General features: G+C 44.8%; 24 protein-coding genes. 9 read left to right on the top strand and 15 right to left on the bottom strand.

Features of this window, described 5'->3' with window-relative positions:
* Positions 1 to 21: 21 nt before the first annotated feature.
* Positions 22 to 3,372: a preprotein translocase subunit SecA gene (gene secA / locus FHS57_RS23105; protein ID WP_183977822.1), complete on the top strand. Its 3,351-nt coding sequence runs from the start codon at positions 22 to 24 to the stop codon at positions 3,370 to 3,372.
* A gap of 153 nt (positions 3,373 to 3,525) precedes the next feature.
* On the opposite strand, the gene FHS57_RS23100 is transcribed toward secA, so the two are convergent.
* The 3 genes from FHS57_RS23100 to FHS57_RS23090 are packed head-to-tail and all read right to left on the bottom strand — an operon-like array spanning position 3,526 to position 5,587.
* Positions 3,526 to 4,194: a YggS family pyridoxal phosphate-dependent enzyme gene (locus FHS57_RS23100; RefSeq protein WP_183977821.1), complete on the bottom strand. Its 669-nt coding sequence runs from the start codon at positions 4,192 to 4,194 to the stop codon at positions 3,526 to 3,528.
* Positions 4,195 to 4,207: 13 nt separating this feature from the next.
* Complete coding sequence (locus FHS57_RS23095) at positions 4,208 to 4,657, bottom strand: GNAT family N-acetyltransferase (RefSeq protein WP_028526189.1); 450 nt, start codon at positions 4,655 to 4,657, stop codon at positions 4,208 to 4,210.
* Between the two features lie 6 nt (positions 4,658 to 4,663).
* Positions 4,664 to 5,587: a patatin-like phospholipase family protein gene (locus FHS57_RS23090; RefSeq protein ID WP_183977820.1), complete on the bottom strand. Its 924-nt coding sequence runs from the start codon at positions 5,585 to 5,587 to the stop codon at positions 4,664 to 4,666.
* Between the two features lie 198 nt (positions 5,588 to 5,785).
* On the opposite strand from FHS57_RS23090, the gene FHS57_RS23085 reads away from it, so the two are divergent.
* Complete coding sequence (locus FHS57_RS23085; protein ID WP_028526188.1) at positions 5,786 to 6,760, top strand: polyprenyl synthetase family protein; 975 nt, start codon at positions 5,786 to 5,788, stop codon at positions 6,758 to 6,760.
* A 55-nt stretch (positions 6,761 to 6,815) separates the two neighbouring features.
* Here FHS57_RS23085 and FHS57_RS23080 read toward each other — a convergent pair whose 3' ends face one another.
* The gene (locus tag FHS57_RS23080) at positions 6,816 to 7,550 is read right to left on the bottom strand and encodes a LytR/AlgR family response regulator transcription factor (RefSeq protein WP_122930971.1); all 735 of its coding nucleotides are present in this window, start codon (positions 7,548 to 7,550) and stop codon (positions 6,816 to 6,818) included.
* A gap of 55 nt (positions 7,551 to 7,605) precedes the next feature.
* Entirely contained in the window at positions 7,606 to 8,712 is a 1,107-nt protein-coding gene (locus FHS57_RS23075) for a sensor histidine kinase (protein ID WP_183977819.1), read from the bottom strand.
* Positions 8,713 to 8,760: 48 nt separating this feature from the next.
* Between FHS57_RS23075 and rfbC the strand changes: the two genes are divergently transcribed.
* From rfbC to FHS57_RS23060, 3 genes are all read left to right on the top strand, one after another.
* Entirely contained in the window at positions 8,761 to 9,294 is a 534-nt protein-coding gene (gene rfbC / locus FHS57_RS23070) for a dTDP-4-dehydrorhamnose 3,5-epimerase (RefSeq protein WP_183977818.1), read from the top strand.
* Positions 9,295 to 9,473: 179 nt separating this feature from the next.
* Positions 9,474 to 10,217 (top strand): tyrosine-protein phosphatase, encoded by a 744-nt coding sequence (locus tag FHS57_RS23065; protein ID WP_183977817.1) that lies wholly within the window; start codon positions 9,474 to 9,476, stop codon positions 10,215 to 10,217.
* Between the two features lie 45 nt (positions 10,218 to 10,262).
* Complete coding sequence (locus FHS57_RS23060) at positions 10,263 to 10,667, top strand: DUF983 domain-containing protein (protein WP_183977815.1); 405 nt, start codon at positions 10,263 to 10,265, stop codon at positions 10,665 to 10,667.
* On the opposite strand, the gene coaD is transcribed toward FHS57_RS23060, so the two are convergent.
* The 4 genes from coaD to FHS57_RS23040 are packed head-to-tail and all read right to left on the bottom strand — an operon-like array spanning position 10,657 to position 13,060.
* Positions 10,657 to 11,127, bottom strand: a complete 471-nt coding sequence (coaD, locus tag FHS57_RS23055; protein WP_183977813.1) for a pantetheine-phosphate adenylyltransferase — start codon at positions 11,125 to 11,127, stop codon at positions 10,657 to 10,659. The genes FHS57_RS23060 and coaD overlap by 11 nt on opposite strands.
* The gene (locus FHS57_RS23050; RefSeq protein ID WP_183977812.1) at positions 11,124 to 12,029 is read right to left on the bottom strand and encodes a DUF3822 family protein; all 906 of its coding nucleotides are present in this window, start codon (positions 12,027 to 12,029) and stop codon (positions 11,124 to 11,126) included. The genes coaD and FHS57_RS23050 overlap by 4 nt, the downstream gene beginning before the upstream one ends.
* A complete protein-coding gene (locus tag FHS57_RS23045; protein ID WP_183977811.1) occupies positions 12,029 to 12,571 on the bottom strand; it encodes an NUDIX domain-containing protein in 543 nt (180 codons plus the stop codon). The genes FHS57_RS23050 and FHS57_RS23045 overlap by 1 nt, the downstream gene beginning before the upstream one ends.
* 51 nt (positions 12,572 to 12,622) lie before the next feature.
* Positions 12,623 to 13,060, bottom strand: a complete 438-nt coding sequence (locus tag FHS57_RS23040; RefSeq protein WP_028526180.1) for a CBS domain-containing protein — start codon at positions 13,058 to 13,060, stop codon at positions 12,623 to 12,625.
* A gap of 179 nt (positions 13,061 to 13,239) precedes the next feature.
* On the opposite strand from FHS57_RS23040, the gene FHS57_RS23035 reads away from it, so the two are divergent.
* A complete protein-coding gene (locus tag FHS57_RS23035; RefSeq protein ID WP_183977810.1) occupies positions 13,240 to 14,658 on the top strand; it encodes an ATP-dependent DNA helicase in 1,419 nt (472 codons plus the stop codon).
* 85 nt (positions 14,659 to 14,743) lie between these two features.
* Here the strand turns inward: FHS57_RS23035 and FHS57_RS23030 are convergent, their stop codons facing one another.
* The 3 genes from FHS57_RS23030 to FHS57_RS23020 all read right to left on the bottom strand — a co-directional run bounded on the left by FHS57_RS23030 (position 14,744) and on the right by FHS57_RS23020 (position 18,121).
* Positions 14,744 to 16,291 (bottom strand): acyl-CoA carboxylase subunit beta, encoded by a 1,548-nt coding sequence (locus tag FHS57_RS23030; protein WP_183977809.1) that lies wholly within the window; start codon positions 16,289 to 16,291, stop codon positions 14,744 to 14,746.
* Between the two features lie 138 nt (positions 16,292 to 16,429).
* A complete protein-coding gene (locus FHS57_RS23025) occupies positions 16,430 to 17,251 on the bottom strand; it encodes an alpha/beta hydrolase (protein ID WP_183977808.1) in 822 nt (273 codons plus the stop codon).
* 12 nt (positions 17,252 to 17,263) lie between these two features.
* Positions 17,264 to 18,121, bottom strand: a complete 858-nt coding sequence (locus FHS57_RS23020; RefSeq protein WP_183977806.1) for a prephenate dehydrogenase — start codon at positions 18,119 to 18,121, stop codon at positions 17,264 to 17,266.
* A gap of 255 nt (positions 18,122 to 18,376) precedes the next feature.
* Between FHS57_RS23020 and ribD the strand changes: the two genes are divergently transcribed.
* Positions 18,377 to 19,417, top strand: a complete 1,041-nt coding sequence (gene ribD / locus FHS57_RS23015; RefSeq protein WP_183977804.1) for a bifunctional diaminohydroxyphosphoribosylaminopyrimidine deaminase/5-amino-6-(5-phosphoribosylamino)uracil reductase RibD — start codon at positions 18,377 to 18,379, stop codon at positions 19,415 to 19,417.
* A 135-nt stretch (positions 19,418 to 19,552) separates the two neighbouring features.
* On the opposite strand, the gene FHS57_RS23010 is transcribed toward ribD, so the two are convergent.
* On the bottom strand, positions 19,553 to 20,785 hold the full coding sequence (locus tag FHS57_RS23010; RefSeq protein ID WP_183977802.1) for an NAD(P)/FAD-dependent oxidoreductase: 1,233 nt from the start codon (positions 20,783 to 20,785) through the stop codon (positions 19,553 to 19,555).
* 187 nt (positions 20,786 to 20,972) lie between these two features.
* Between FHS57_RS23010 and FHS57_RS23005 the strand changes: the two genes are divergently transcribed.
* Positions 20,973 to 21,398 (top strand): OsmC family protein, encoded by a 426-nt coding sequence (locus FHS57_RS23005; protein ID WP_028526173.1) that lies wholly within the window; start codon positions 20,973 to 20,975, stop codon positions 21,396 to 21,398.
* Positions 21,399 to 21,460: 62 nt separating this feature from the next.
* Here FHS57_RS23005 and FHS57_RS23000 read toward each other — a convergent pair whose 3' ends face one another.
* Positions 21,461 to 22,153, bottom strand: coding sequence for an OmpW family outer membrane protein (locus FHS57_RS23000; protein WP_183977800.1), 693 nt, complete (start codon positions 22,151 to 22,153; stop codon positions 21,461 to 21,463).
* Positions 22,154 to 22,179: 26 nt separating this feature from the next.
* Positions 22,180 to 22,788 (bottom strand): DUF4136 domain-containing protein, encoded by a 609-nt coding sequence (locus FHS57_RS22995; protein ID WP_183977798.1) that lies wholly within the window; start codon positions 22,786 to 22,788, stop codon positions 22,180 to 22,182.
* A 65-nt stretch (positions 22,789 to 22,853) separates the two neighbouring features.
* Here FHS57_RS22995 and FHS57_RS22990 point away from each other — a divergent pair, with 65 nt between their 5' ends.
* The gene (locus FHS57_RS22990; protein WP_183977796.1) at positions 22,854 to 23,771 is read left to right on the top strand and encodes a histone deacetylase family protein; all 918 of its coding nucleotides are present in this window, start codon (positions 22,854 to 22,856) and stop codon (positions 23,769 to 23,771) included.
* The last annotated feature ends 4 nt before the right edge of the window (positions 23,772 to 23,775 follow it).

Below are 23,775 nucleotides of genomic sequence, written 5' to 3'. Positions count from 1 at the left end.
TGGTTGACTCATACAGTAACAATGATTAAATTCCTCACAAAAAGTTTTTCTGGGCTGTTTGGGACCAAATCGGAACGTGATTTGAAAGAACTTGCCCCCTACGTGGACAAAGTAAATGCTGAATTTGCTAAACTACGTACACTCAGCCATGACCAGCTTCGAAACGCAACGCAAGAACTCAAGACTTTTATTGCGAATGAACTCAAGGCCATCGACGACCAAATAGACGCGCTGCGCCAGCAAGTGGCTACCAATATCGACATGGACGTTGATGCCAAAGAGAACATTTTCAAAAAAATTGATAGCTTAGGGCTTGAGCGCGACAAGGAGTTGGAAAAAGTCCTGATGCAGATTTTGCCCACTGCCTTTGCCATTGTCAAAGAAACGGCGCGTCGTTTTACCGAAAATGAAAGTCTTGAGGTCACTGCCAGTCTTTTAGACCACGAACTCGCAATTAGGAAGAATCATATTACCATCGACGGCGATAAGGCTGTTTGGAGAACGACTTGGGATGTGGCAGGCCACCCTATTAAGTGGAACATGGTTCACTATGATGTGCAAATCATCGGTGGAACGGTATTGCACCAAGGGAAAATTTCCGAAATGGCTACGGGTGAAGGTAAAACCCTCGTTGCAACGCTACCTGCTTTCTTAAATGCCATCGCAGGCCAAGGCGTGCACGTCGTGACGGTCAACGACTACCTTGCCCGCCGCGATAGTGAGTGGAATGCCCCATTGTTTGAGTTTCATGGTTTGCGCGTTGATTGTATCGACCGCCACCAACCCAATACGTACGCGCGCCGCCAAGCCTACTTGGCTGACATCACCTACGGAACCAACAACGAATTTGGTTTTGACTATCTTCGCGACAACATGGCGCACTCGCCCGAAGAGCTTGTGCAACGCAAACACCACTTTGCCATGGTCGATGAGGTTGACTCCGTTTTGGTGGACGATGCCCGTACACCTTTGATTATCAGCGGCCCTGTGCCTCGTGGCGACGAACAAGATTTTGCCGAGCTTAAACCCCGCGTATCGCGCATTGTCGAAGCCCAAAAACGCCTCGTGACAGATTTGCTCAATGAAGCCAAAAAGAAAATTGCGGCTGGCGACAAAAAAGAAGGAGGTTTGGCCCTTTTCCGCGCGCACCGTGGTTTCCCAAAATACAAACCGCTTATTAAGTTCTTGAGTGAAACGGGTATTAAAACCCTCATGCAAGAAACGGAGAAAATCTATTTGGCAGAAAACCAAAAGTTAATGCCAGAAGCCGATGCTCCACTCTATTTTACCATTGAAGAAAAGAACAATAGCATCGAGCTTACCGAAAAGGGGCTTGACTATATGACAGGCTCAGCCGAAGACCCTAACTTCTTCGTATTGCCTGACTTGTCGATTGATTTGAATTTGATTGACAAAGATTCTGAGCTTACCGATCAACAAAAACTTCTTCGCAAAGAAGAAGTCTTGCGCGATTATTCGGTCAAAACGCAGCGTATTCACACCATCCAGCAGTTGTTGAAAGCCTATTCGTTGTTTGAACGTGACGTGGACTATGTGTTGATGGACGGAAAGGTAAAAATCGTTGACGAACAAACGGGCCGTATCATGGAAGGTCGCCGTTGGTCAGATGGGTTGCACCAAGCCGTTGAAGCCAAAGAAAACGTAAAAGTAGAAGACGCTACACAGACCTACGCCACGGTTACGCTCCAAAACTACTTCCGTATGTACCACAAGCTTTGTGGTATGACAGGTACCGCCCAAACCGAAGCAGGTGAATTCTGGACGATTTATAAATTGGACGTGGTTAGTATTCCGACCAACATTCCGATTGCACGTAAAGACGAAGAAGATAAAGTATATCGTTCGGTACGGGAGAAATACAACGCCGTGGTGGATGAAATCGTTGAGCTGGTAGGCAAAGGACGCCCAGTGTTGGTGGGTACAACTTCGGTCGAAAACTCGGAGTTATTGAGCCGTATGCTTACCCTCCGTAAGATTCCACACCAAGTCTTGAACGCCAAACAACACCAACGTGAAGCCGAAATTGTGTCGGAAGCAGGGAAACCTGGTACGGTTACGATTGCGACCAACATGGCAGGTCGTGGTACCGACATCAAGCTTACACCAGAGTCAAAAGCAGCGGGAGGTTTGGCCATCATTGGTACCGAACGCCACGAAAGCCGTCGCGTTGACCGTCAGTTGCGGGGTCGTGCTGGTCGCCAAGGAGACCCAGGAACGTCGCAGTTCTTTGTGTCATTGGAAGATGGGCTGATGCGTATGTTTGGTTCTGACCGCATCGCAGGTGTGATGGACCGCATGGGCTTGGAAGAAGGTGAAGTGATTCAGCACTCGATGGTGTCAAAGTCGATTGAAAGAGCGCAGAAAAAAGTCGAAGAAAACAACTTCGGTACACGTAAGCGCCTCCTCGAATACGATGACGTCATGAACATGCAACGTGAAAGCATCTACAAACGTCGTCGGAATGCCCTTTTTGGGGATCGTCTTGCAATTGACATTGCCGACACCATGTACGATGTTTGTAACGACATCATCAATAACACCGAAGGTAGCTACGAAGAACTCGAATTAGCCGTCATTACCAATTTTGGCATTGAACCACCATTTACGCGCGATGACTACAACAAGCTAAAACCTGAGCAGCGTATTCAACGCTTGTACGAAGCAGCTGAGAGCCACTATGCGAATAAAAATAAGTTCATTGCAGAGCAAGTGTTGCCTGTACTGAAACAAATCCACGAAGAACGCGGTGGAACCATCCAAGAAATCGTAATTCCGTTCACCGACGGTATCAAAGGCACGCAAATTGGCGTCAATCTCGTGAAGGCCATTGAATCAAATGGTCGTGAGATTGTGCGTGAAATGGAAAAATTTGTGGTTCTTTCGCTGATTGACCAAGAATGGAAAGAGCACCTTCGCGACATGGACGACCTCAAACAGTCGGTACAAAACGCAGCTTACGAACAAAAAGATCCGTTGTTGATCTATAAGTTTGAGTCGATTGAATTGTTCAAGAAGTTGATGAGCAAAGTCAATTTTGAGACGGTAAGTTTCTTAGTGAAATCGTTCATTCCACAAGAAGAACCACCACAGCAGCAATCGCAACGCCAAGTGCGTCAGCCTGAGCCAGAACTTCATACCAACCGCGAGGACGAGGAATTTGAAGAAGTAGGTGGCCCAGATGCCTACGCTGCTCGTCAGACCGAAAAAACGATGCCTGTACGTGCCATTAAAATCGCCGACCGTAACCAAAAAGTAACGGTTCAGTACCGCGATGGCCGTGTGGTAAAAGATGTAAAATACAAGAAAGTAGAACACGAAGTAGAACGCGGCGATTGTGTCGTCATCGCCTAAGTTCTGCTGTACTGAATAAACGAGAAAGCCCCGACCGCATGGTTGGGGCTTTCTCGTTTAAGTCCAGGTTGTGAGCAACCCTCTTCACTCTTGGTTGGGTTGTGAGCAACCCTTCACACAAAAGCGTCGGGATGTGAGCATCCCTCTTCACAGTTAGCGTGAGCCAAAGATGGCGCTACCTACGCGGACGAGCGTACTTCCCTCTTCTACCGCCAGCAGATAATCACCACTCATACCCATCGAAATTTCTTTGAAGTCAACATTTGCAGGAAAATCAGCCGCACGTGCATTGAGCTTGTCAAAAAGCTGTTTTAACCCTCTAAATTCCAACCGCACTTGGGCTTCATCATCGGTGTTTGATGCCATACCCATCAGCCCTACAATACGCACATTTTGCATTGATTTTAATTCCTCTGAAACCAGTAGCTCCTCTAATTCTTCTTCAGAAAGTCCAAATTTTGTTTCTTCTTGGGCAATAAATACCTGCAACAAACAATCAATCACTCGGTTGTTTTTGGCCGCCTGTTTGTTGATTTCTTGCAACAATTTCAAGCTATCCACCGAATGAATCATGGCCACAAAAGAAGCCATGTATTTGACTTTATTGCTTTGTAAATGTCCAATCAAATGCCATTCAATGTCTTTCGGCATTTGTTCGTATTTACCCACCATTTCTTGCACTTTATTTTCGCCATACCGTTTAAAACCAGCCTGATATGCCTCCATGAGCATCTCAACAGGCTTGGTTTTGGTGACAGCAATGAGCCGTGCAGCAGGTGAAATTTCAGTTACTATTTGTTGTATATTTTCAGCAATACCCATCCTTCTTTGGCCTTTAAAAATCTAAATGACAATTGATCCACTCTCCATCCAAACGCGCGCCGTAGCGCTCATAAAACTTAATGGACGGCTCATTCCAATCCAGCACTTGCCACATCACTCCTGTGCAATTGGTATCTTTTGCCTCTTGAACGGTGGTATCCAACAACATCTTTCCCAAGCCATGCCCCCGCATCGACTCCGTCACAATCAAATCCTCCAAATAGAGTCGTTTTCCTTTCCAAGTCGAGTACCGATAATAATAGAGCGAAATCCCGACGATTTGTCCATCTACCTCCGCCACAAAAAGGCCAAAAATGGGTTCTGGGCCAAAACCATCCTTCAACATCATTTCGGGGGTGTTGGTGACTTGCTCAGGTGCACGCTCATACAAGGCAAGCTCCTGAACCAAAGCGAATACTTGCGGCACATCTTCGGGTGTACCTTTACGAATGGTAATTTGCATAACTACTTACTTTGAAAAAAAATACTTGTTGTCTTCTAATTGAATATACTCGACGCCAGTTTTGTACCCTTGTACAATCAACCGTACAATATCTTCCGATTGAAATTTGAGCATGTCCAAATGCAAAGGTTCGTGTGGACGAATCACCTTTAGCTTCAGCGGTCGCCCCTTTAGGTTTTCATTTTCGACATAGCTTTGCGCCCAAGCGATGTCACTGTTTACAATTTGGTTGACGTTGATGTCCTTTACTCGCTCCATCAATTGCAGTACATTTCGGTAATTGACCGTTTCGCCGTAAATATGTTCGGAGTGGCAAGCCACGCACACCACTTCAGTCGCTCCGTCTTCCAAGGCTGCTTTTAGAGGCGCAACCACCCTCAACCCTCCATCTAACAAGGCCGTTTTTCGTTGACCCTTGATTAAGACAGGCGGCATAATCGTAGGCAAAGAGCTGCTTGCAAGTACATAATCCAGAAAATCGGGTTCTTGGGGCGTGGCATACACCATTTTTCCGCTGATAACGTCCACCGCACCTACTTTGAGCTTGATGGGGCTTGTGCGTAAAATAAATTCATCCACGTTTGAACGCAGCAAATTTTTTAGGGGCGTATTGTCCAAGAGGCCATCAAAACGGCTCGTAAGCGTATCAAAACCTAATGTAAGACGTGAGCGGGGTTTTGCAATGGCTTCGGGGCCTGTTATATTTTTGATCCAAAACTCAATGAGGAGGCGACTCAAACGCGGCCAATCGATTTTTTTATGTTCAATTGTCTGACGCCCCGCTTCGTTTACCAAATAACTTGCATTCAAACTGCCGACCGAGACTCCGTAAATCATGTCGGGTTCAAAACCCTCTTCTAAAATAGCTTGAATAACTCCCGCTTGAAATGCCCCTTTAAGCGAACCACCGCCCAATACTAATGCTCTCATACATCTATCTTTAGCCTGATTTTTTTATTTTCTTCACAAATTCCAAACAAATTATGCCACTTTGGTGTAATGTTAATAGATTTTGTCCCAAATTTGGCGTTTGTTAGACAACAAATCAAAAAAAGGTTAAAGTTGCAGGCACTTTCAGCTAAACTATTTTCCCCACATTCACTGTTTACTGAATAGCCCACTGATAATATGTCCCTCTCAATAAAAGATATTCAGGCGCCAATTGCCTCCGAAATGGATGCTTTTGAAAGCAAATTTCGGCAGTTTATGAAAAGCGAGGTGATGCTCCTCGACCAAATCATGAATTACATTGTCCGTCGTAAAGGCAAACAACTGAGACCCATGTTTGTTTTTTTAACGGCGGGCGTAAGTGGTACAATTACAGAAGCTACTTACCGTGGTGCTGCGCTTATCGAATTGCTTCATACTGCAACCCTTGTGCACGACGATGTGGTGGATGACTCCAACTACCGTCGCGGTTTTTTCTCGGTCAATGCCCTTTGGAAAAATAAAATTGCGGTATTAGTAGGCGACTACTTGCTCTCACGAGGGCTGCTTTTATCCGTTGATAATAAAGACTTTACGCTCCTACAGCTCGTATCAAATGCCGTTCGTGAAATGAGTGAGGGGGAATTGCTCCAATTGGCCAAAGCCCGTCGGTTAGATATTACGGAGGAAGTTTATTTTCAAATCATTCGGCAAAAAACGGCCTCGCTCATTGCTTCTTGCTGCGCCGTAGGTGCCCAGTCGGCAGGTGCGACCGAAGATTTAGTGGAAAAAATGAGGGAGTTTGGCGAAAAAGTCGGGCTTGCTTTCCAAATCAAAGATGATCTCTTTGACTTTGGCGATGCGGAAGTTGGCAAACCGCTCGGTATTGATATCAAAGAGAAAAAAATGACGCTTCCGCTCATCCATGCACTGAGTCAGTCTTCTTGGAGTACCAAACGCCACATCATCAATCTCATTAAAAACCACAGCGACAAGCCGCAAAAAGTAGCAGAAGTCATCAAATTTGTTCGCGAATCGGGTGGCATTCAGTACGCTACACAGGCCATGCAGCGCTTGGTGGACGAGGCTAAGGTTATCTTGCATTCATTCCCCGAATCGGCGTATCGTAATTCCTTAGAAGGCTTGGTGCAGTTTACGATTGAACGTAATAAGTAAGACAAAAAAGCCCTTCTCCTAGACGAAGAAGGGCCGCACCATTTTGTATTATTTCTTACAAACTCAGCATGTCTTTGAAACGGATGGCTTGGCGGCGCGAAATTTCTATTTTCTCCCCGCTTCCTCTCAACGTAACCAAAAGCCCTCCCGAAAACCACGGCTCAATTTTGTCAATCCACTGTAAATTGATGATGTGCTTGCGATTCGCACGGAAAAAGCATACGGGGTCAAGTCGCTCTTCTAAGGCGTTCAATGACTTGAGAACCAACGGTTTTTGATCATCAAAATGCAAACGCACGTAGTTGCCCATCGACTCGAACAGACGCACCTTTCCTAATTTTACAAACCAACATTTTTCGCCGTCTTTGATAAAGACTTGGTCGTTTTCGCCCAAAATTTTACGTTCAGACACCGACTCTCCTTCGTGCTTGCGGTCAAATTCTTCAAAAACGCGGTGAACGGCCTCGCTCAAACGCGCCAAATCAATCGGCTTGAGGATGTAGTCCAAGGCATTGTATTCAAACGCTTTGAGCGCATATTCATCGTAGGCAGTTGTAAAAATCACCTCGGGAATGGTATCATCTTCGAGCGACTCCAACAATTCAAATCCATTTTTGCCAGGCATTTGAATATCCAAAAAAAGCAAGTCGGGGCGAAGCTCTTCTACGAGTTTTTTGGCTTCGTCGGCGTTGGCAGCTTCTCCCACTATTTCAATTTTAGGAAAATTTTCAAGTAAACGACGCAATTCGTTTCGCGCCAACCGTTCATCATCAATAATAAGGGCTTTCATTCGTGGTAGTTAAGTGGGCAAGCCACGGTTATTGGTTATATATTAGTAGATTCTCTTACGACGTTTGGGATGTCAATTTTGAAAAAGAAAGGCTGGAGCCACTCTTAAAAACGCCTTCGGTTTGGGTAGGAACGATGATTTCGGCCCGAACCACCTCTTCCGATTCTTGAAAGATTCGGAACTTGGCATCTTCTCCGTACAACAAATGTAAGCGACGTTCGGTATTTTCAAGGCCAAATCCGCTGGCTTCTTTTTGTTTGTCAATGCTGTCTTTTTTGGCCAAAATGCCCGTATTTCGGATATGAATGTGTACATAATCGCCTTCAAGAAATGTCGTTACTTGCACAAACCCCCCACTCATGGCTTTTTGGACACCATGTTTGATGGCATTTTCGACCAAGGTTTGCAGCATCATGGGTGGTACTTGTAAGTAAACCGTTTTGGGATCAATGTGGAAGTCGGCTTTCAAACGTTCTTCATAACGAACTTTTTCAAGGCTTAAATAGTCTTCTACTGTTTTGAGTTCTTCCCGTAATTCCACGGTTTTTCGGCGGTCGGCCAACAACGAATTGCGAAGGATATTAGAAAGCTGCGTAACACCTTGCTGTGCCTTGGAAGGGTCTTCCGACACCAACGCCCGAATCGAATTGAGGGCATTAAAAACAAAGTGTGGATTCAGCTGAGAACGAAGTACTTTGGCTTCCGACTCTTTGATGGAAGTTTTGAGTAAAATACGCTCGATTTCGGCATCTAGTTTGTGTTCTACGTAATGGTAAACCGTGTAGCTCAACACCCACATAAACATGCTTTTGCTCCATGAAAGCCAATCGGCAAAAAAGATATAAGGTTGACTTTTAAAGGTATCCTTTAAGACTTTTAAATCAATTGGGTAATTCATCAGGGTCATTAAAAGCCCTAAACTTAAACCAGAAATGATAACCCTGAGGGCGATTTGATAAACAGGTAAGCTCACCCAATTTTGCTCTCGCACGATAAGGCGGTAAAAGTGGGTGAGTAAAACACACACTAAAATATTAGCCAGAGCGAAAAAAAAGTCCCCTGTTGTAACTTCTCCTTCGAGGGTATAAATCGCTAATTCAGAAAGAATTAGCGCCGTCCATCCTCCAACTTGGCAAATCCAATATATTCTTTTTTTCGTCATTCGTTCAATTTATCTAATTTTGTCGAAGTTTTCAATCTTAACTCACCTATGCAAGTTATCAAAAAATCGCTCGAAGGATTGCTAGAAATTATACCAACGGTTTATAAAGATGAAAGAGGGTATTTTTTTGAGACTTACAATAAGCAAGCATTCGAGGCCCACGGATTGCCCACTCATTTTGTGCAAGATAACCAGTCTTTTTCCAAAAAAGGGGTAGTACGTGGTTTACATTTTCAACGCGAGCCGCACGCCCAAGGAAAATTGGTTCGGGTTGTCATGGGTCGTGTGTTAGATTTTGCCGTTGATATCCGCCCCAACTCCCCCACCTTTGGTCAATACGAGGCCGTTGAGCTTGACGCAACCCGCGGAAACCTATTTTATGTACCCGAAGGTTTCGCCCACGGATTTGTCGCTTTAGAGGATTCGGTATTTATTTATAAATGTACCAATCTCTATAATAAAGCCGCCGAAGGAGGTATTCTGTGGAATGACCCTACGCTCAATATCGACTGGCAAGTAACGAACCCTATTGTCTCCCCAAAAGACCTTGAGTTGCCCCAATTTGACCAAATTTCCTTTTAGCAATTTACATACCACACTTTTTACTTTGCTTTTTTTGATGTACCAAAAGAGTTAAAAAAGCACGTATTTATGTTTTAAAAGGCAAAAGAATTTATTTTTTTTTCAGGGGCTAGTTTGGCACAATTCATGGGAATTATATACCTAAAAAGCATATAGATTTTCCATGATTTGATTCGTTTATGCCATTCTCATTTTTAAAGCGCAACCGAACGCCCGACACCATCCCACGTTCTTCTGCTTTTACGGTAGATATGCACGCGCACGTACTGCCAAAGTTAGACAATGGCCCCGAAACCCTCGAAGACGCGCTTATTTTGTTGCATGAAATGGCTTCCAAAGGTATTCGTAAAGTCATTGCCACTCCCCACATCATGGGCGACTATTACCCAAACAGTTTTGAAGATATTCAAATTGCCAAAAAGGTACTCAACCACGCCCTCATTCGCCGATGTATCCCAATTGAGCTAGAAGTAGCGGCCGAATATTACCTTGATGTTTCTTTTTTATCACTTCTTGACACCCAACAACCACTTTTAACGATTGCCAACAACTACTTACTCTTTGAAACTGGCATTGTGGGACTTCCGTCGTTCTTAAATGATGCCATTTCACTCATACAAAAACAGCAACTGACGCCCGTTTTAGCCCATCCCGAGCGTTATTACTATTTGCAACAAGATTTTAACCAAGTGCTTCGACTACATCGAAGTGGCGTTCTTTTTCAGGTAAATCTTGGGGCTTGGCAATCGAATCATCCCGCGACTCGCCTCCTAGCCGAACGGCTCATCAATGAAGGGCTCGTGGACTTTTTGGGCAGTAACGCGCACAACCTGCGTGATTGGGGACAAGCGTCCGACGCCCTTCGGTCGAAGGCATTTGGGGTTGCGCTTGAAAAAGGGCTACTCAACGGCAGTTTGCTGTAAGTTGTAGTAAAAAAGGCGTACTTTTGGGCAGTAACGATGCCACTTATGTTAAAAGGAACCAAACTGTACAGTATTTTTGGCAACAAATGCCCGCATTGCCACGAGGGTGCTTTTTTTAAAAACGATAATCCGTTCAATTTTAAAGACTTCGACAAAATGAACGACCACTGCGAAGTCTGCAACGAGCCTTTCGAGCGGGAACCTGGCTTTTATTTTGGAGGGATGTACGGCAGCTACGCGCTTTATACCGCACTGATTGCGGCAGTGTTTGTTACTTGTGTAGTAATGTGGGAAATGAACATTTTTTACGTTTTGGGCGTATTAATCCCCGTCATTATCATTTCACAACCACTTTTTTTTCGTTGGGGTCGATTGCTTTGGATTAATATTTTTGTCAGCTATGACCCAGAAGCACCTAAAAATCCGCACCGTAACGTACCTAAATGGTAACTTCTGACAATTGATAAGGCAGATACTCATCTACATTATGTCCGTATTTGTGTAGTTCGCGAATAATCGTCGAACTGATGGGGGCTAAATGGGGCGACGTAATCAAAAATACCGTTTCTACGTCGGGGTACACGTGGCGGTTTACTTGTGAAATGCTATTTTCGTATTCAAAATCCGTGGTGTTTCGCAAACCTCTTACCAAAAACCGAGCCCCAAGCGAGCGTGCCATATTGGCTGTCAAATCATCATAAGTAACAACACTTACTTGCGGAAAAGCTTCAAAGGTTTTTTCAATCAGCCCTTGCATAGCCTCCAGGGAGAAATACCTCTTTTTGTTAGAGTTATGTCCAATTCCGACGATAATCTGGTCAAACAGATTAAGCCCCCGCAAGACAATGTCTTCATGGCCTTTAGTAAATGGGTCAAATGATCCAGGAAAAAGAGCGATGCGATCTGTCATTTTTTGGGAGGTTGGGTTGCAAAATAAACGTTGTAAAGGCTAAAATAACGGTGTTCGGGCAGGTCTTCAAAAACTTCTTTCAATAAGAAACCCGTCGGATTTTTACCTAATTGAAGATAAGGCAAAAACTTCTGGAGCAATTGATAATCTTCTGAGTACGGGGTTGTTTCGCCGTAGATGTTACAAAGCACATTTTCTTGCGCAAGGCCGAGAGAATCGAGTACGAACATCACAAAATACCCCATATCGTTGGCCGATTTGTAACCAAACTTATTACAAAACAGCAACTTATCTGCTTTTGCAACTGTCAACGTCACAAAGTCGTCCTCAAAATAACAGGTCAGCAAAGTCCGTGTTTTTTCTACCGACGCCAAGCTGAGCGTTCCTTCAATAAGCGCGCTCGTTTGGTGAATAAAATGAGGCACGTGTTGCGTATAAGTTGTCAGAAACCATTCCCAGATTTCTTTTTCTACCATAAACACATTGCGCGCACCAAGTTTACGAACCTCGTGGTGCAACAAATGTTCCCCTTCAGGCACCTCCCCTTGCACCAATCCCAAGTAACTATTGGCATATTCTTTTCTAAAAAAGACGTCGGGAATTAAGGTAAATGAAGGTGTATTGAAACACACAGATACGTTCTTCCAAAGGTTACTGTTCAAAAATGGGTGCTCTTCGTACAATTGTTTTAGCCAAACCACCCATTTATTTTCCATGGGGAGTCCGCCAATAGAATAATCTTCCAAACACAGAACGTGCTTGGTTTTGCTTTCTAATACAAAAAACCGAAAACGTTCAACTCCCAATTCCAGCATCAATTCGTACTCGGCGCACTTATCGGGGTTGAAAGAAGGGTCTTTGATCTCCAACAATGGAGTAATAGCCACTTGCGTACCAATCATCAGTTTTGAAATACGATTTGTCTTGTGCTACGTTCTTCGTGCATTTCGGCAGGGACGTGTCCTAAGTACCCTTTTAAGTCATAAATAGCTTCCAGCGAGTCGCAATACTTAAACATGGCATGAACTTCGTTCGCAGGATATTTTTTTATGTCTTCGATACTCATCCATTTCATTTCTTGAATGATTTGGTTGGCATCGGTCATTTCGGGGTCACTTCCAAGGTGCTGTTGTCCACCGACCACTTTCACTTCAAAAAATAATTCCAACGCGTGTAGAGGTGGTTGCATAAATTCGTTGACAAACAACAAATTCCCTACTTCCACCTCTAAGCCTGTTTCTTCCACAAACTCACGCTGTAGGGCTTCTAAGGTTGATTCCTCAAATTGGATACCTCCCCCAGGCGGACACCAAAAAACATCGGTATTCCCGATACCACGGTGACTCAACATCAATATTTTATTATGTTGGATACACACCCCGCAAACACGTATGCGAAGTCGGTTTCCATAAAGTCGTGCTACTTCTTCTCTCGCCTTTTCCAACGGTTGAAAACAGTTATGGTTTTCTTACAAGGCTGCAAAGATACGCATATATTAATATGGGCTACCCGAAATATAGCTTTCGAGCGATTGGATGCGCGCTTTTTGGTCCTTGATGATACTTGAAACAACGTCGTTGATAGAAATAATTCCAATCAGCTCGCCCTCATCTACCACAGGCAAGTGGCGAATGTGCTTTTCTGACATAATCAACATGGCCTCTTCCAACTTTTGTTCGGAGCTCACTGTAATTAGTTTTGAGGTCATCACGTCCTTGATTAGGGTGCTTTGGGACGAGCGGCCTTGCAAAATTCCTTTACGGGCATAATCCCGCTCCGAAAAAATCCCTGTAAGATTTCCCTCGTCGATGACCAATACCGCTCCAATGTTTTTTTCAGCCATTTGTTGAAGCGCTTCATACACGGTTGTTTCGGAGGTTACTGAGAAAATCGCATTGCGAGACTTGTCGCGAAGTACATTTTTAATGTTCATTTGGAAGGTTAAGTTATAGGATTTATAAAAGATTAACTACGGGTTTTACAAGGTGGCGTTTCCATTTTGAACGCGTTATTGGCATCAAAATAGTTTTTTTTCTTTTATAATGGCAACTTTTAGTTGGGAATAATTTTAAATGGTTGTGAATTTTGCATTCCTGCCGTAGTTTTGGATACATGAAAGAAACATCGCCTCCTTCGCCGTCTGACTTACTCAAAAAGAGTTTTCCGCACGAGCCCACTGCTGGACAAGAACATTTTTTCCTAAAAATAGCCGAATTTTTGGAAGATGAAAACCTACGTGATTGTTTTTTGCTGAAAGGGTATGCGGGTACGGGTAAAACGACACTGATTAGCACCCTCATCAAAGTAATTCCCAAATTTGGATTTAAGACAGTTTTGCTTGCGCCCACTGGCCGAGCCGCCAAAGTAATGGCCAATTACTCGCGCAAAAAAGCGTTGACCATTCACAAAAAAATTTATCGCCAGGTAGCAGATGCTTATACTGGCGCTTTGCACTTTGAATTACAATCCAACAAACACCGCGACACGCTCTTTATCGTCGATGAAGCTTCCATGATTTCGGACGAAGCGGAGTTTGGCTCGCGCGGGTTGCTGTCGGACTTAGTAGAATACGTTTTTGAGGGAATTGGCAACAAAATGCTGATTGTGGGGGATGTGGCACAGCTCCCTCCTGTCAACAAAGACATAAGCCCTGCCCTCGATAAGTCGGTGCTCGAAGCCGCCTATTACATGAGCGTCTATGAACAAGAACTGACCGAGGTGACCCGCCAAGGGCAAGATTCTGGCATTCTTCACAATGCGACGCGCTTGCGGGACTCGTTGCCCAAAGAAAACCTTTCTATTCAACTACAAACCAAAGGCTTACGGGATTTTTACAAAATGCCCAGCGACCGCCTTGAAGATGGTTTGCGGTATGCGTATGATAAATATGGACGTGAAAATGTGACGATTATCACCCGCTCAAACCGCGAGGCCGTACAGCTCAATCAGTTTGTAAGGCGGCAAATCAACGGAGCCGAAGAAGAATTAGATACGGGCGATTTGCTGATGATTGTTCGAAACAATTACACCGTTTTAGGCGAAGACTCCCCCGCAGGCTTTCTAGCCAATGGGGATTTTGTGGAAGTAAAACGAATCCGCCGCGAAGAAGAAGTTCACGGTTTCCGTTTTGCCACCGTCGAGCTCCAATTGCTTGATTACGAAGACCAACCGCCGTTTGAAGCAAAAATATTTTTAGATACACTACACTCCCCAAGTCCGTCGCTGAGTCAAGAAGAAAATCGGCGGCTGTACGATGCTGTTTCGCAAGATTACCAATACCTTAAAACGAAAAAAGCACGAACGGAAGCAATCCGTCAGGACGTGTACCTCAACGCGTTACAAGTGAAATTTGCCTATGCCCTGACTTGTCATAAATCACAAGGTGGGCAGTGGAAGGCGGTGTTTGTGAACCAAGGTTTTTTGCCCGAAGACCAACTGAACCGTGAGTTTGTGCGTTGGCTTTACACCGCCGTAACCCGCGCCACGGATGAAGTCTTTATGATGAATTTCCACGCTCAGTTTTTTGAGTAGGCTCACCTTCCCGAAAGTTCAAAACCTTCCGAAAGTTTTAAACCTTCCCGAAAGTTCAAAACTTTCGGGAAGGTTGGCAGCTGTCCTACAAAGGAATATTCCCATGCTTTTTCTTGGGAAGCGTCGCCACTTTATTTTCAAGCATTTTGAAGGCGCGCAACAATTTTTCGCGCGTTTGCTCAGGATAAATCACCTCGTCGATGTAGCCACGGTGAGCCGCACGGTACGGATTCGCAAATTTTTCGGTATATTCTTGGACTTTTTCCTGCAATTTGGCCGCAGGGTCTTCCGCTTCAGCAATTTCTTTTTTGAAGATAATTTCAGCGGCCCCACTTGCCCCCATCACCGCAATTTCGGCGCTTGGCCAAGCGTAGTTCATGTCGGCACCGATGTGCTTTGAGTTCATTACGTCGTAAGCCCCGCCGTAGGCTTTGCGGGTAATAACCGTTACTCTCGGAACAGTAGCTTCACAAAAGGCGTACAACAATTTGGCGCCGTTGGTAATAATCGCATTCCACTCTTGGTCGGTACCAGGTAAGAAGCCTGGGACATCTTCAAGTACGAGCAACGGAATGTTAAAACTATCGCAGAAACGCACAAAACGTGCGCCTTTGGTGCTTGAATCAATGTCGAGAACACCTGCTAACACGGCGGGCTGATTGGCAACAATTCCAATGCTACGACCACCCAAGCGAGCAAAGCCTACGACGATGTTTTCGGCAAAATATTTATGTACTTCCCAAAAACTTCCCTCATCAACAATTTCACCGATGACCTCCCGCATATCGTACGGTTGGTTAGGATTTTCGGGAATAATTGTAGCTAGTTTTGCCCGCTTTTCATTGCCACCTTCGTAGGGTAACGCAGGAGCTTCTTCCTCGCAATTTTGAGGCATATAGCTCAACAAACGGCGAATATCGCTGATACATTCCACTTCGTTGGCACTCACAAAATGCGTCACTCCCGATTTTGACGCGTGCGTCATTGCTCCACCCAATTCTTCCGAAGTTACGTCTTCGTGGGTAACGGTTTTTACCACGTTGGGCCCCGTCACAAACATGTACGACGTATTTTCTACCATCATGATGAAGTCGGTGATGGCTGGTGAATAGACAGCACCGCCCGCACACGGCCCCATAATGGCCGATATTTGGGGAATGACGCCCGAAGCGAGGGTGTTTTTGTAAAAAATATCGGCATAACCTGCCAACGACAACACGCCTTCTTGGATACGTGCCCCGCCCGAATCGTTGAGACCGATGACGGGTGCGCCATTTTTCATGGCCAAATCCATGATTTTACAGATTTTTTCGGCGTGAGTTTCGGACAAAGAACCTCCAAAAACCGTAAAATCCTGCGCAAAAACATAGACCAAACGCCCATCGATGGTACCATAACCCGTAATGACGCCGTCGCCCAAATAATATTCTTTGTCGAGGCCAAAATCCTTGCAACGGTGCATGACAAACTTCCCAATTTCTTCAAAAGAATCGGGGTCGAGCAACAACTCTACGCGCTCACGGGCGTGAAGTTTCCCTTTTTTGTGCTGCTGCTCAATGCGCTTGGCACCGCCACCGAGCAATGCTTCTTCGTTTTTTGTGTCTAAAATCTGAATTTTATCTGAGGCTTGCATCGTCAAAGATTTTGTTACTCATCTACTTGGTTTAGCTTGGAATAATCCTGCACAAATGTAAGAGAGATTATGACTTTATTTACCGTTTGCAACGACAAACAGTTGCTAAAGAAGTATAGAGTAGTTCACGTACCAGATTTAAGGCGCTTTTTGAAGCTGCACAAATGCCTCGTACAAGGCTTGATGGTAAATAGTAGCGTGATTTTCGTTGGGAAGATAATGGTACAGGGCATTCAGCAAGCTACTGTGGTCTTTTTTGAGCAGTTCAAACAAGCTTTTTGCGTCGCTTTCCATCACTTTCCCTTCTTTTCCGACCGCAACAAATACCTTCGTTGAAGACGTCAACGGTTGGCGTTTGGTGACCAACAACGATTCCTTATCCCACCAAAGACTTGGGCTAACAATTACGTATTGGTTAAAAAGGTGCGGTTTTTTAAAAAGAATTTCGGTGGCTAACAAACCTCCAAGTGACTGCCCAACAAGTGTTTTACTGTTGTTCGTTTTATAATTTTGGTCAACAAATGGCTGAACTTCTTTTTCTAAAAATGCAATAAACTTGGCAGAAGCTCCCGTAGTAGGGAAGTCTTTTTTGTCTTTTTCAACGGTCGTTGGAAAGGTAAAATCTCGACGACGGTCGCGATTGGCAATCCCCACGACGATGGTTTTTGGCAAGATATTTACCCAAGGAAAACTACAAAATTGCACCAAGCCCGCCACGTGAATAAAATCCTCGTCGGCAGAACCATCCAACAAATAAATAACAGGGTATCGCAGTGCGGAATCGGGAGAATAGCCGTCGGGCAAATAAACATTTAAGGTGCGTTGTTCACCCAACTCTACCGACTGAATCTGCTCAATTTTTCCAAGCACAAATGGCTTGGCTTCCTTCGTTTGCGCATTGACTGCCGAAGGAAACCAAACTATAAAAATTAGGGTAAGTACCCGAAATAAATTCGTCATGCGGATGAGCCATTACCGTTTTTCAATTCCTGACAAAATACGGCGGATGTCGTTGGCCCGCTGCATAAAATCAAAGCTTGATTTTACGTCGCGGTCGTCGATAAACTGCTTGTATTGCTGCAAAAACTCAATATAATCCCCCAACGCCCGTGAGAGGTTTTCCCGATTTTGGTCAAAAATAGGTGCCCACATCGCGGGTGAACTTTTGGCCAAACGCACCGTTGAACTAAAGCCCGTACTGGCCATATCGAAGATATTCTGTTCGTCACGCTCTTTTTCAAGCACGGTATAGCCCAAAGCAAAGGAGGTAACGTGGCTCAAATGAGACACATACGCCAGATGCAAATCGTGCTCTGCAGGAGTCATGTAGTGAATTTTCATGCCAATATCGCGGAACAATGCCTCTGCCAACGCCACACATTCGGGGCTACTTTTTTCACAATCGCACAAAATCACGTTTTTTTCGGGCAATAACTCTCGAAAAGCCGCCGACGGCCCTGAGTTTTCCGTTCCCGCCATCGGGTGGGCCGCCACAAAACGGTCACGCTTTGGGTGTGTATCTGCCGTTTCGCAAATTAGCCGTTTGGTAGAACCCAAATCGATCACTGTCCCCTTGTCGCCGATTAAATCAAGCACTTGCGGGACTAGCGTAACAATGTGGTTAACGGGAACAGCCAAAACGACTAAATCCGACTTAGGTACGGCCAATTCGAGCGGCAATATTTCATCCACAATGCCTTTGGCCACCGCCAATCGCCCATGAACTTCAGAAGCATCAACGCCAATAAAGTGCATTTTTGGGTATTTATCGCGCAAAGAAAGGGCATACGACCCTCCCAAAAGTCCAATTCCTATAATGGTTGTTATCACGTCAGTATCAGATTAAATAGTTACTTTTTGTCTATTTTTCAGAAAAGTGTGCAAAAGTAATGAGTTCTCCGTTTTTTTGTCTCGTTTATTTCAGATTGGGTATAGGAAACTTTTCAGGTGACTCAGCAAACGTAAACACATAGGCCACATAGAATTTTCACATAGCACACAAATCCAAAGGTCTATGTTTACTAAATGCTACCATCTCCTGTATTTATTCATACACCCCAAGACAATGAATCAAATTGCTTTCAAATGATGGAAAAATACATGGTTCGTGCGCTTGAACTAGCCGCACTTGGACGAGGAAACGTAAGCCCCAACCCCATGGTGGGCTGTGTGATTGTGCACAATGATACAATCATTGGAGAAGGCTGGCACCGTCGCTACGGCGATTGGCACGCGGAGGTCAATGCCGTCAATGACGCGATTGCACGGGGAAATGAACATGTATTGCCCGAAAGCACCGTCTATGTTACCCTAGAACCTTGCTCACATTTTGGTAAGACCCCGCCTTGCGCAGATTTGTTGGTCGAAAAAAGAGTCAAACAAGTTGTCATTTGCAACGACGACCCCAATCCGCTGGTGGCAGGGAAGGGTATTCAAAAACTCAGGGAGGCAGGGATTGAAGTAATTAATGGAATTTTGGTAGAAGAAGGACGGCAACTAAATGCCCGTTTTTTTACATTTTTTGAGCAAAAACGCCCTTATCTCCTTTTGAAATGGGCCGAAACTGCCGATGGTTTCATTGCCGACGAGCACAAACAGCCCCTTTCTATCAGTTGCCTGCAATCAAGGGTATTGAGTCATCAATGGCGTAGTGAAGAAGATGCCATTTTGGTAGGCACCAACACGGCGCTTTACGATAACCCCCAATTGAATACCCGACTTTGGGAAGGCCCCCACCCTACTCGAATTGTCATTGACCGTACGTTACGGCTCCCGCAGGAGTTACACTTATTTGACAATTCACAAAAGACCCTCTGTTACAACGCTTTCAAGAACGAAGAACAAGGCAATACGGCCTTTGTTCAAATTGATTTTGACGAAAATTTTCTCAAACATTTGCTAGCTGATTTATACCAACGCAAAATCCAATCGATTATCGTAGAAGGAGGAACGTTGGTATTACAAACGTTTCTAAACGAAGGAGTTTTTGACGAAATACACATTTTTAAGAGTGCAAATGCTATACAAAAAGGCACTGCCGCTCCCCTACTCCCCACGGGCGTTCGGCTAGTGAATCAAACCAACATTGGCGGGGATTGGCTTAGTTCTTATCAGCAACCAAGGTAAACACATAGTCCACGTAGAATTGTCACATAGCACACAAAAGACTGTCTATGTTTACTATGTGTTTATTCTATTGTTCCCTATGTGTTTTAAAAAGAATGCGACCGAGCTTAATTTACCTTGATTGATTTTATTGAATCAAATTCCCGCAATCATCTCCGCAACTTTCCTTCCCGTTGCCATTGCGGCATTGAGGGACGGATACGCTACGTGGTCGCCACACTCGTACAAAGTATCGGTTATTTTTAATTCAGTTGCTGCTGAATTGGCAGGAAAGCTCAACAACGATTCGGGCAAATGATACGTTCGTAAGTGCTTCCACGATTTGACATCCGCTCCGAACCATTCTGTTAACTCCTTGACAATGTGCGTCGTCAGCTTTTGTTCATCTACCCCTTCTAATCCCTGCGTACTCACCGAAACCAACGTTTTCCCTGCGGGGGCATAAGAAGGCGCAATGTCGCTTGGCATGCATATATTGTGAACAGTTGAAAGGCGATTGGGATTCAAGGCCAGCATTTTTTCCGTCAACGGAGAACGCTCGGCGGCAAAATACGTACAGGTTGTTTTGTTGAAACTCCGTTGAACGTTTCGGCCCAAAAGTCGATCTGCTTGCAAAGCATCCGTTGCTACCACTACGGCCTTTGCAGTGAGGGTTTGACCGTCGGCCAAAGTCACCGTATTTCCAACGATTTTAGCAACTTTTGTTTGAAGTTGCACCGCACCCTCGGGAAGTTTGGCCGCCAACTGATTCGGGATTTCCTGCATTCCTTGAGCGGGAATTACGGCTTCACCGTTGTAAAATTGTTTGAAAACAAATCGAAAAAAATTGCTCGACGTTGCCAATTCATTTTCCAGAAAAACACCCCCAAAAAAGGGTTTAAAAAAATTCCGAATCATGCCTTCACTCCAACCCAAATCGCGCAAATACGACAGGGTATCGGTGGACTTATCGTTAAAAAAGGCTTCCGTTGACTCCTTAGAAACCTCATTCGACAACTGTAAAACCTTGAGTTTGTCCACTAACGAACCTACGGGAGAAAGCAACGTATTGACCAATTGAGCAGGCTCTTTAAAAGGGTCGCTCATGACCGAAAAAGTACCGTCGAGGCGTATTAGTGCCCCCGAACGAAAGCTTTTTAAATCAAGGACTTGGTAATCAAGCAGTTTTTGCGCCTCGGGGTATGCCGTTAGAAGAATTTGAAATCCACGGTCTAGTAAAAAACCATCCATTTTATCGGTACGAACGCGGCCACCCACGGCATCCGATGCTTCCAATACCAACGATGAAACCCCAAAACGGTTTAGGTAAGTAGCACAGGTAAGCCCCGCCATGCCTGCGCCTACAATAATTACGTCATGATTTGCCATGCAATCAAAACTATTTTCCGAACAAATAGTTTTCACTTTTTTTACAAAAATGCCCATTGGTCAACCACCGAGTAACGCCTTTCTGCGGATAAAAAATAGTACTACTTCGCCAACAATGTAGTAAGCTTTTTTGAACCAAGTGCTTTTAATAGTTGTATTTTCATTATAATCACAAGCCAAGCTACGTATGAAAGTAGAATTAGTTCGCGTTGACGATGGGTTTCACTTCGAGGCCACAGGTTCGTCAGATATAAAAGTACACACCGATGCGTCGCCAGCCATTGGTGGCCAAAACGCGGGGGTACGCCCCATGGAGTTGTTGTTGATGGGTGTTGGGAGTTGTAGTGCGATTGACGTTGTGCTTATTCTCAAAAAACAACGCCAAGAAGTTACCGACTTCAGAATCACCGTAGAGGGCGACCGCGTAAAAGAAGAAACGACCGAACGCTCACCTTTCCGCTCGGTCACTATTCATTATTTCTTTAAAGGAAATAACCTCGACCGTGCCAAAATCGAACGTGCGGTGAAGCTTTCGATGGAGAAATATTGCTCAGCCACGGCTCAATTTGAGCCTTTAGCGCAAATCGGGCACACCATTACCATTGAGGAGTAAATAGGTTTTGAGTTTGGGGGTTTTCCCGTTGGGAGTTCAAAAGCCCCAAACTCAAAAAACGCCTACCACCAACGGTAAAACAAACCAACCCGCGCATTGATAGATGAAGCGGCGTTGATTCCTTCGCTTTCTATTTTAAAAGGGATGTGCTGATAGGTTGCCCCCAGTTCAAGCCCCACATTTCCTGTTTTGCTCAGCAACACGCGCACTCCAGCGCCTCCCTGTGCCACAAACTTAAAGCCATTGTCGCCCGTTGATAACATTCCGTAGTAATTGGCTACTTCGGCAAACGCTGCCCCCAATCCCGCCTGCACATACGGTCGAACACGCGCATTGACATCCCCAACGTGATAGCTACCCGTCAACGTAATCGGATAAGCCGTGACTGTACGCGTTTGCACGGCCGAAATTGCGCCATTATCATATTCATACACCTGGCGAGGCAAGCGGTTCACAAAATACTGTGACCCAATCGCAAACCCCACCGACATATTGTTTTTGGGGAAAACAAAATCAACGGCCAATGAATAGTTACGAAACGTATTGGCCGCCATAAAATCACCTAGCGAACCCGTGGCAACTCCCAAACCTCCCGTCAAAGAAACACGATACGAGGTATATCTCAAGTATGGCGACTCTCTTTTGAATAACTGAGGTCGGTCAATAACTTGTTGTGCCTCAGCTATATTTACCAAAAACACCCCCATAAAGCAGAGCACAATGGCGCTTATTGTTTTTACTTTTCTAATTTTCATGCCAACCATCATAAGTTGTTGTTTTACTACTTTTTCAAATACATCGACTGCTTAAATACATTGTCAATCACATTCGTCAAAGACGCTGCGTCAAAAATGCCATTTCCTCGAATCTGGGCATTCCAAACCACCTTGGGTTGCAGCCCGTTGGTCGCATTTTTTAAATCCACCATTTCCAAATACCAATACGTTTCTGAAGTTTGATAATAAGAGTAGGTTGGAGGATAATAAAATCCGCCGCCGCCAGTATATCCCCAGTAGCTGTTCCATGGGTTATAATTGGCGACAAGCCCCGTTTGCGTTTCTCTGATACGAGCTACACTAACGCCCAAATCTGGTTTTGCTTCACGCGTTACTCGCTTGTATCCGCGCTGCGTCATGGTTGATGTGATACGGTCTAATGCCGAATAATCTTGCGTAGAAGTCGAAACGCCCGTCTGCTGATTTTGAATTACATATACAGTATCGGCCAAGCTAAAGGTCTGGTAATTAGCAAAATTGACCGTAGGTTCGTAATTAGTAATAAAAACTTGGGTTTCCTCTACCGTCAAATCTTTCAAGGGGTCAGGTGCGCAGGCAGTGGCTATTATTGCGACCGTTACTCCTAAAATAAGTGCTTGAAATTTAACTTTCATGGTTTATTCTCGGTTTTTTTATAACCTACTAACGAAAAGTTGGCCCAAATCATTTCATCTTTTTTATGCTCAAAATTGCCCACGACCCAATTTTTTGTCATCCGCTTCCCAAAGGCCCCAATGGAGAACCTCATCGTTTTCCAATGGCCAAATACGAACTTATTCCCGAGCAGCTCCTGTATGAAGGCACCTGCACGTACGATAACTTCTTCTCTCCTAGCCACTTGGACGAACATTGGATTTTGGGGGTACACGATACTACCTACTGGGAAGATTTAAAAAACGTGAGAATTTCTGACAAAATGGTTCGACGGATTGGTTTTCCGCTGAATCAACGACTCATTGAGCGCGAAACACGCATTGCCCAAGGAACGATTGAATGTTGTCATTTTGCGTTGACGTTTGGCGTTTCGATGAATGTCGCAGGCGGTACCCATCATGCTTATGCTGATCGTGGCGAAGGGTTTTGTTTGTTGAACGATGTGGCTATCGCCGCCAATTATTTACTTTCGAAGCAACTTGCGACCAACATTCTGGTGGTCGATTTGGATGTGCACCAAGGCAATGGAACGGCCGTTATTTTTCAGAACAACCCTCAGGTTTTTACCTTTTCAATGCACGGCAAAGACAATTATCCCTTGTTCAAAGAAAAATCAGACCTCGACATCGAACTCCCTACGGGAACGCAAGACCAAGACTATCTCCGCTTGCTTTATGAGACATTACCTTTCCTCATCGACCAACAACGGCCCGATTTTGTTTTTTACATTTCGGGGGTTGATATTTTGGAGACGGATAAATTGGGAAAATTGAAAGTAACCCGCGAGGGCTGTTATCGACGTGATGAGTTTGTATTTTCTCAGTGTAAACAACGCAATATCCCTGTTGTGGTTTCGATGGGTGGAGGCTATTCTCCGCGCTTGGCCGATATTGTGGAAGCGCATTGTAATACGTACCGAATTGCACAGCAGCTATATTTTTAATCTT

The sequence above is a fragment of the Runella defluvii genome (assembly GCF_014195535.1).
Taxonomy (GTDB): domain Bacteria; phylum Bacteroidota; class Bacteroidia; order Cytophagales; family Spirosomataceae; genus Runella; species Runella defluvii.
This window is presented reverse-complemented; position numbering and strand designations above follow the sequence as displayed.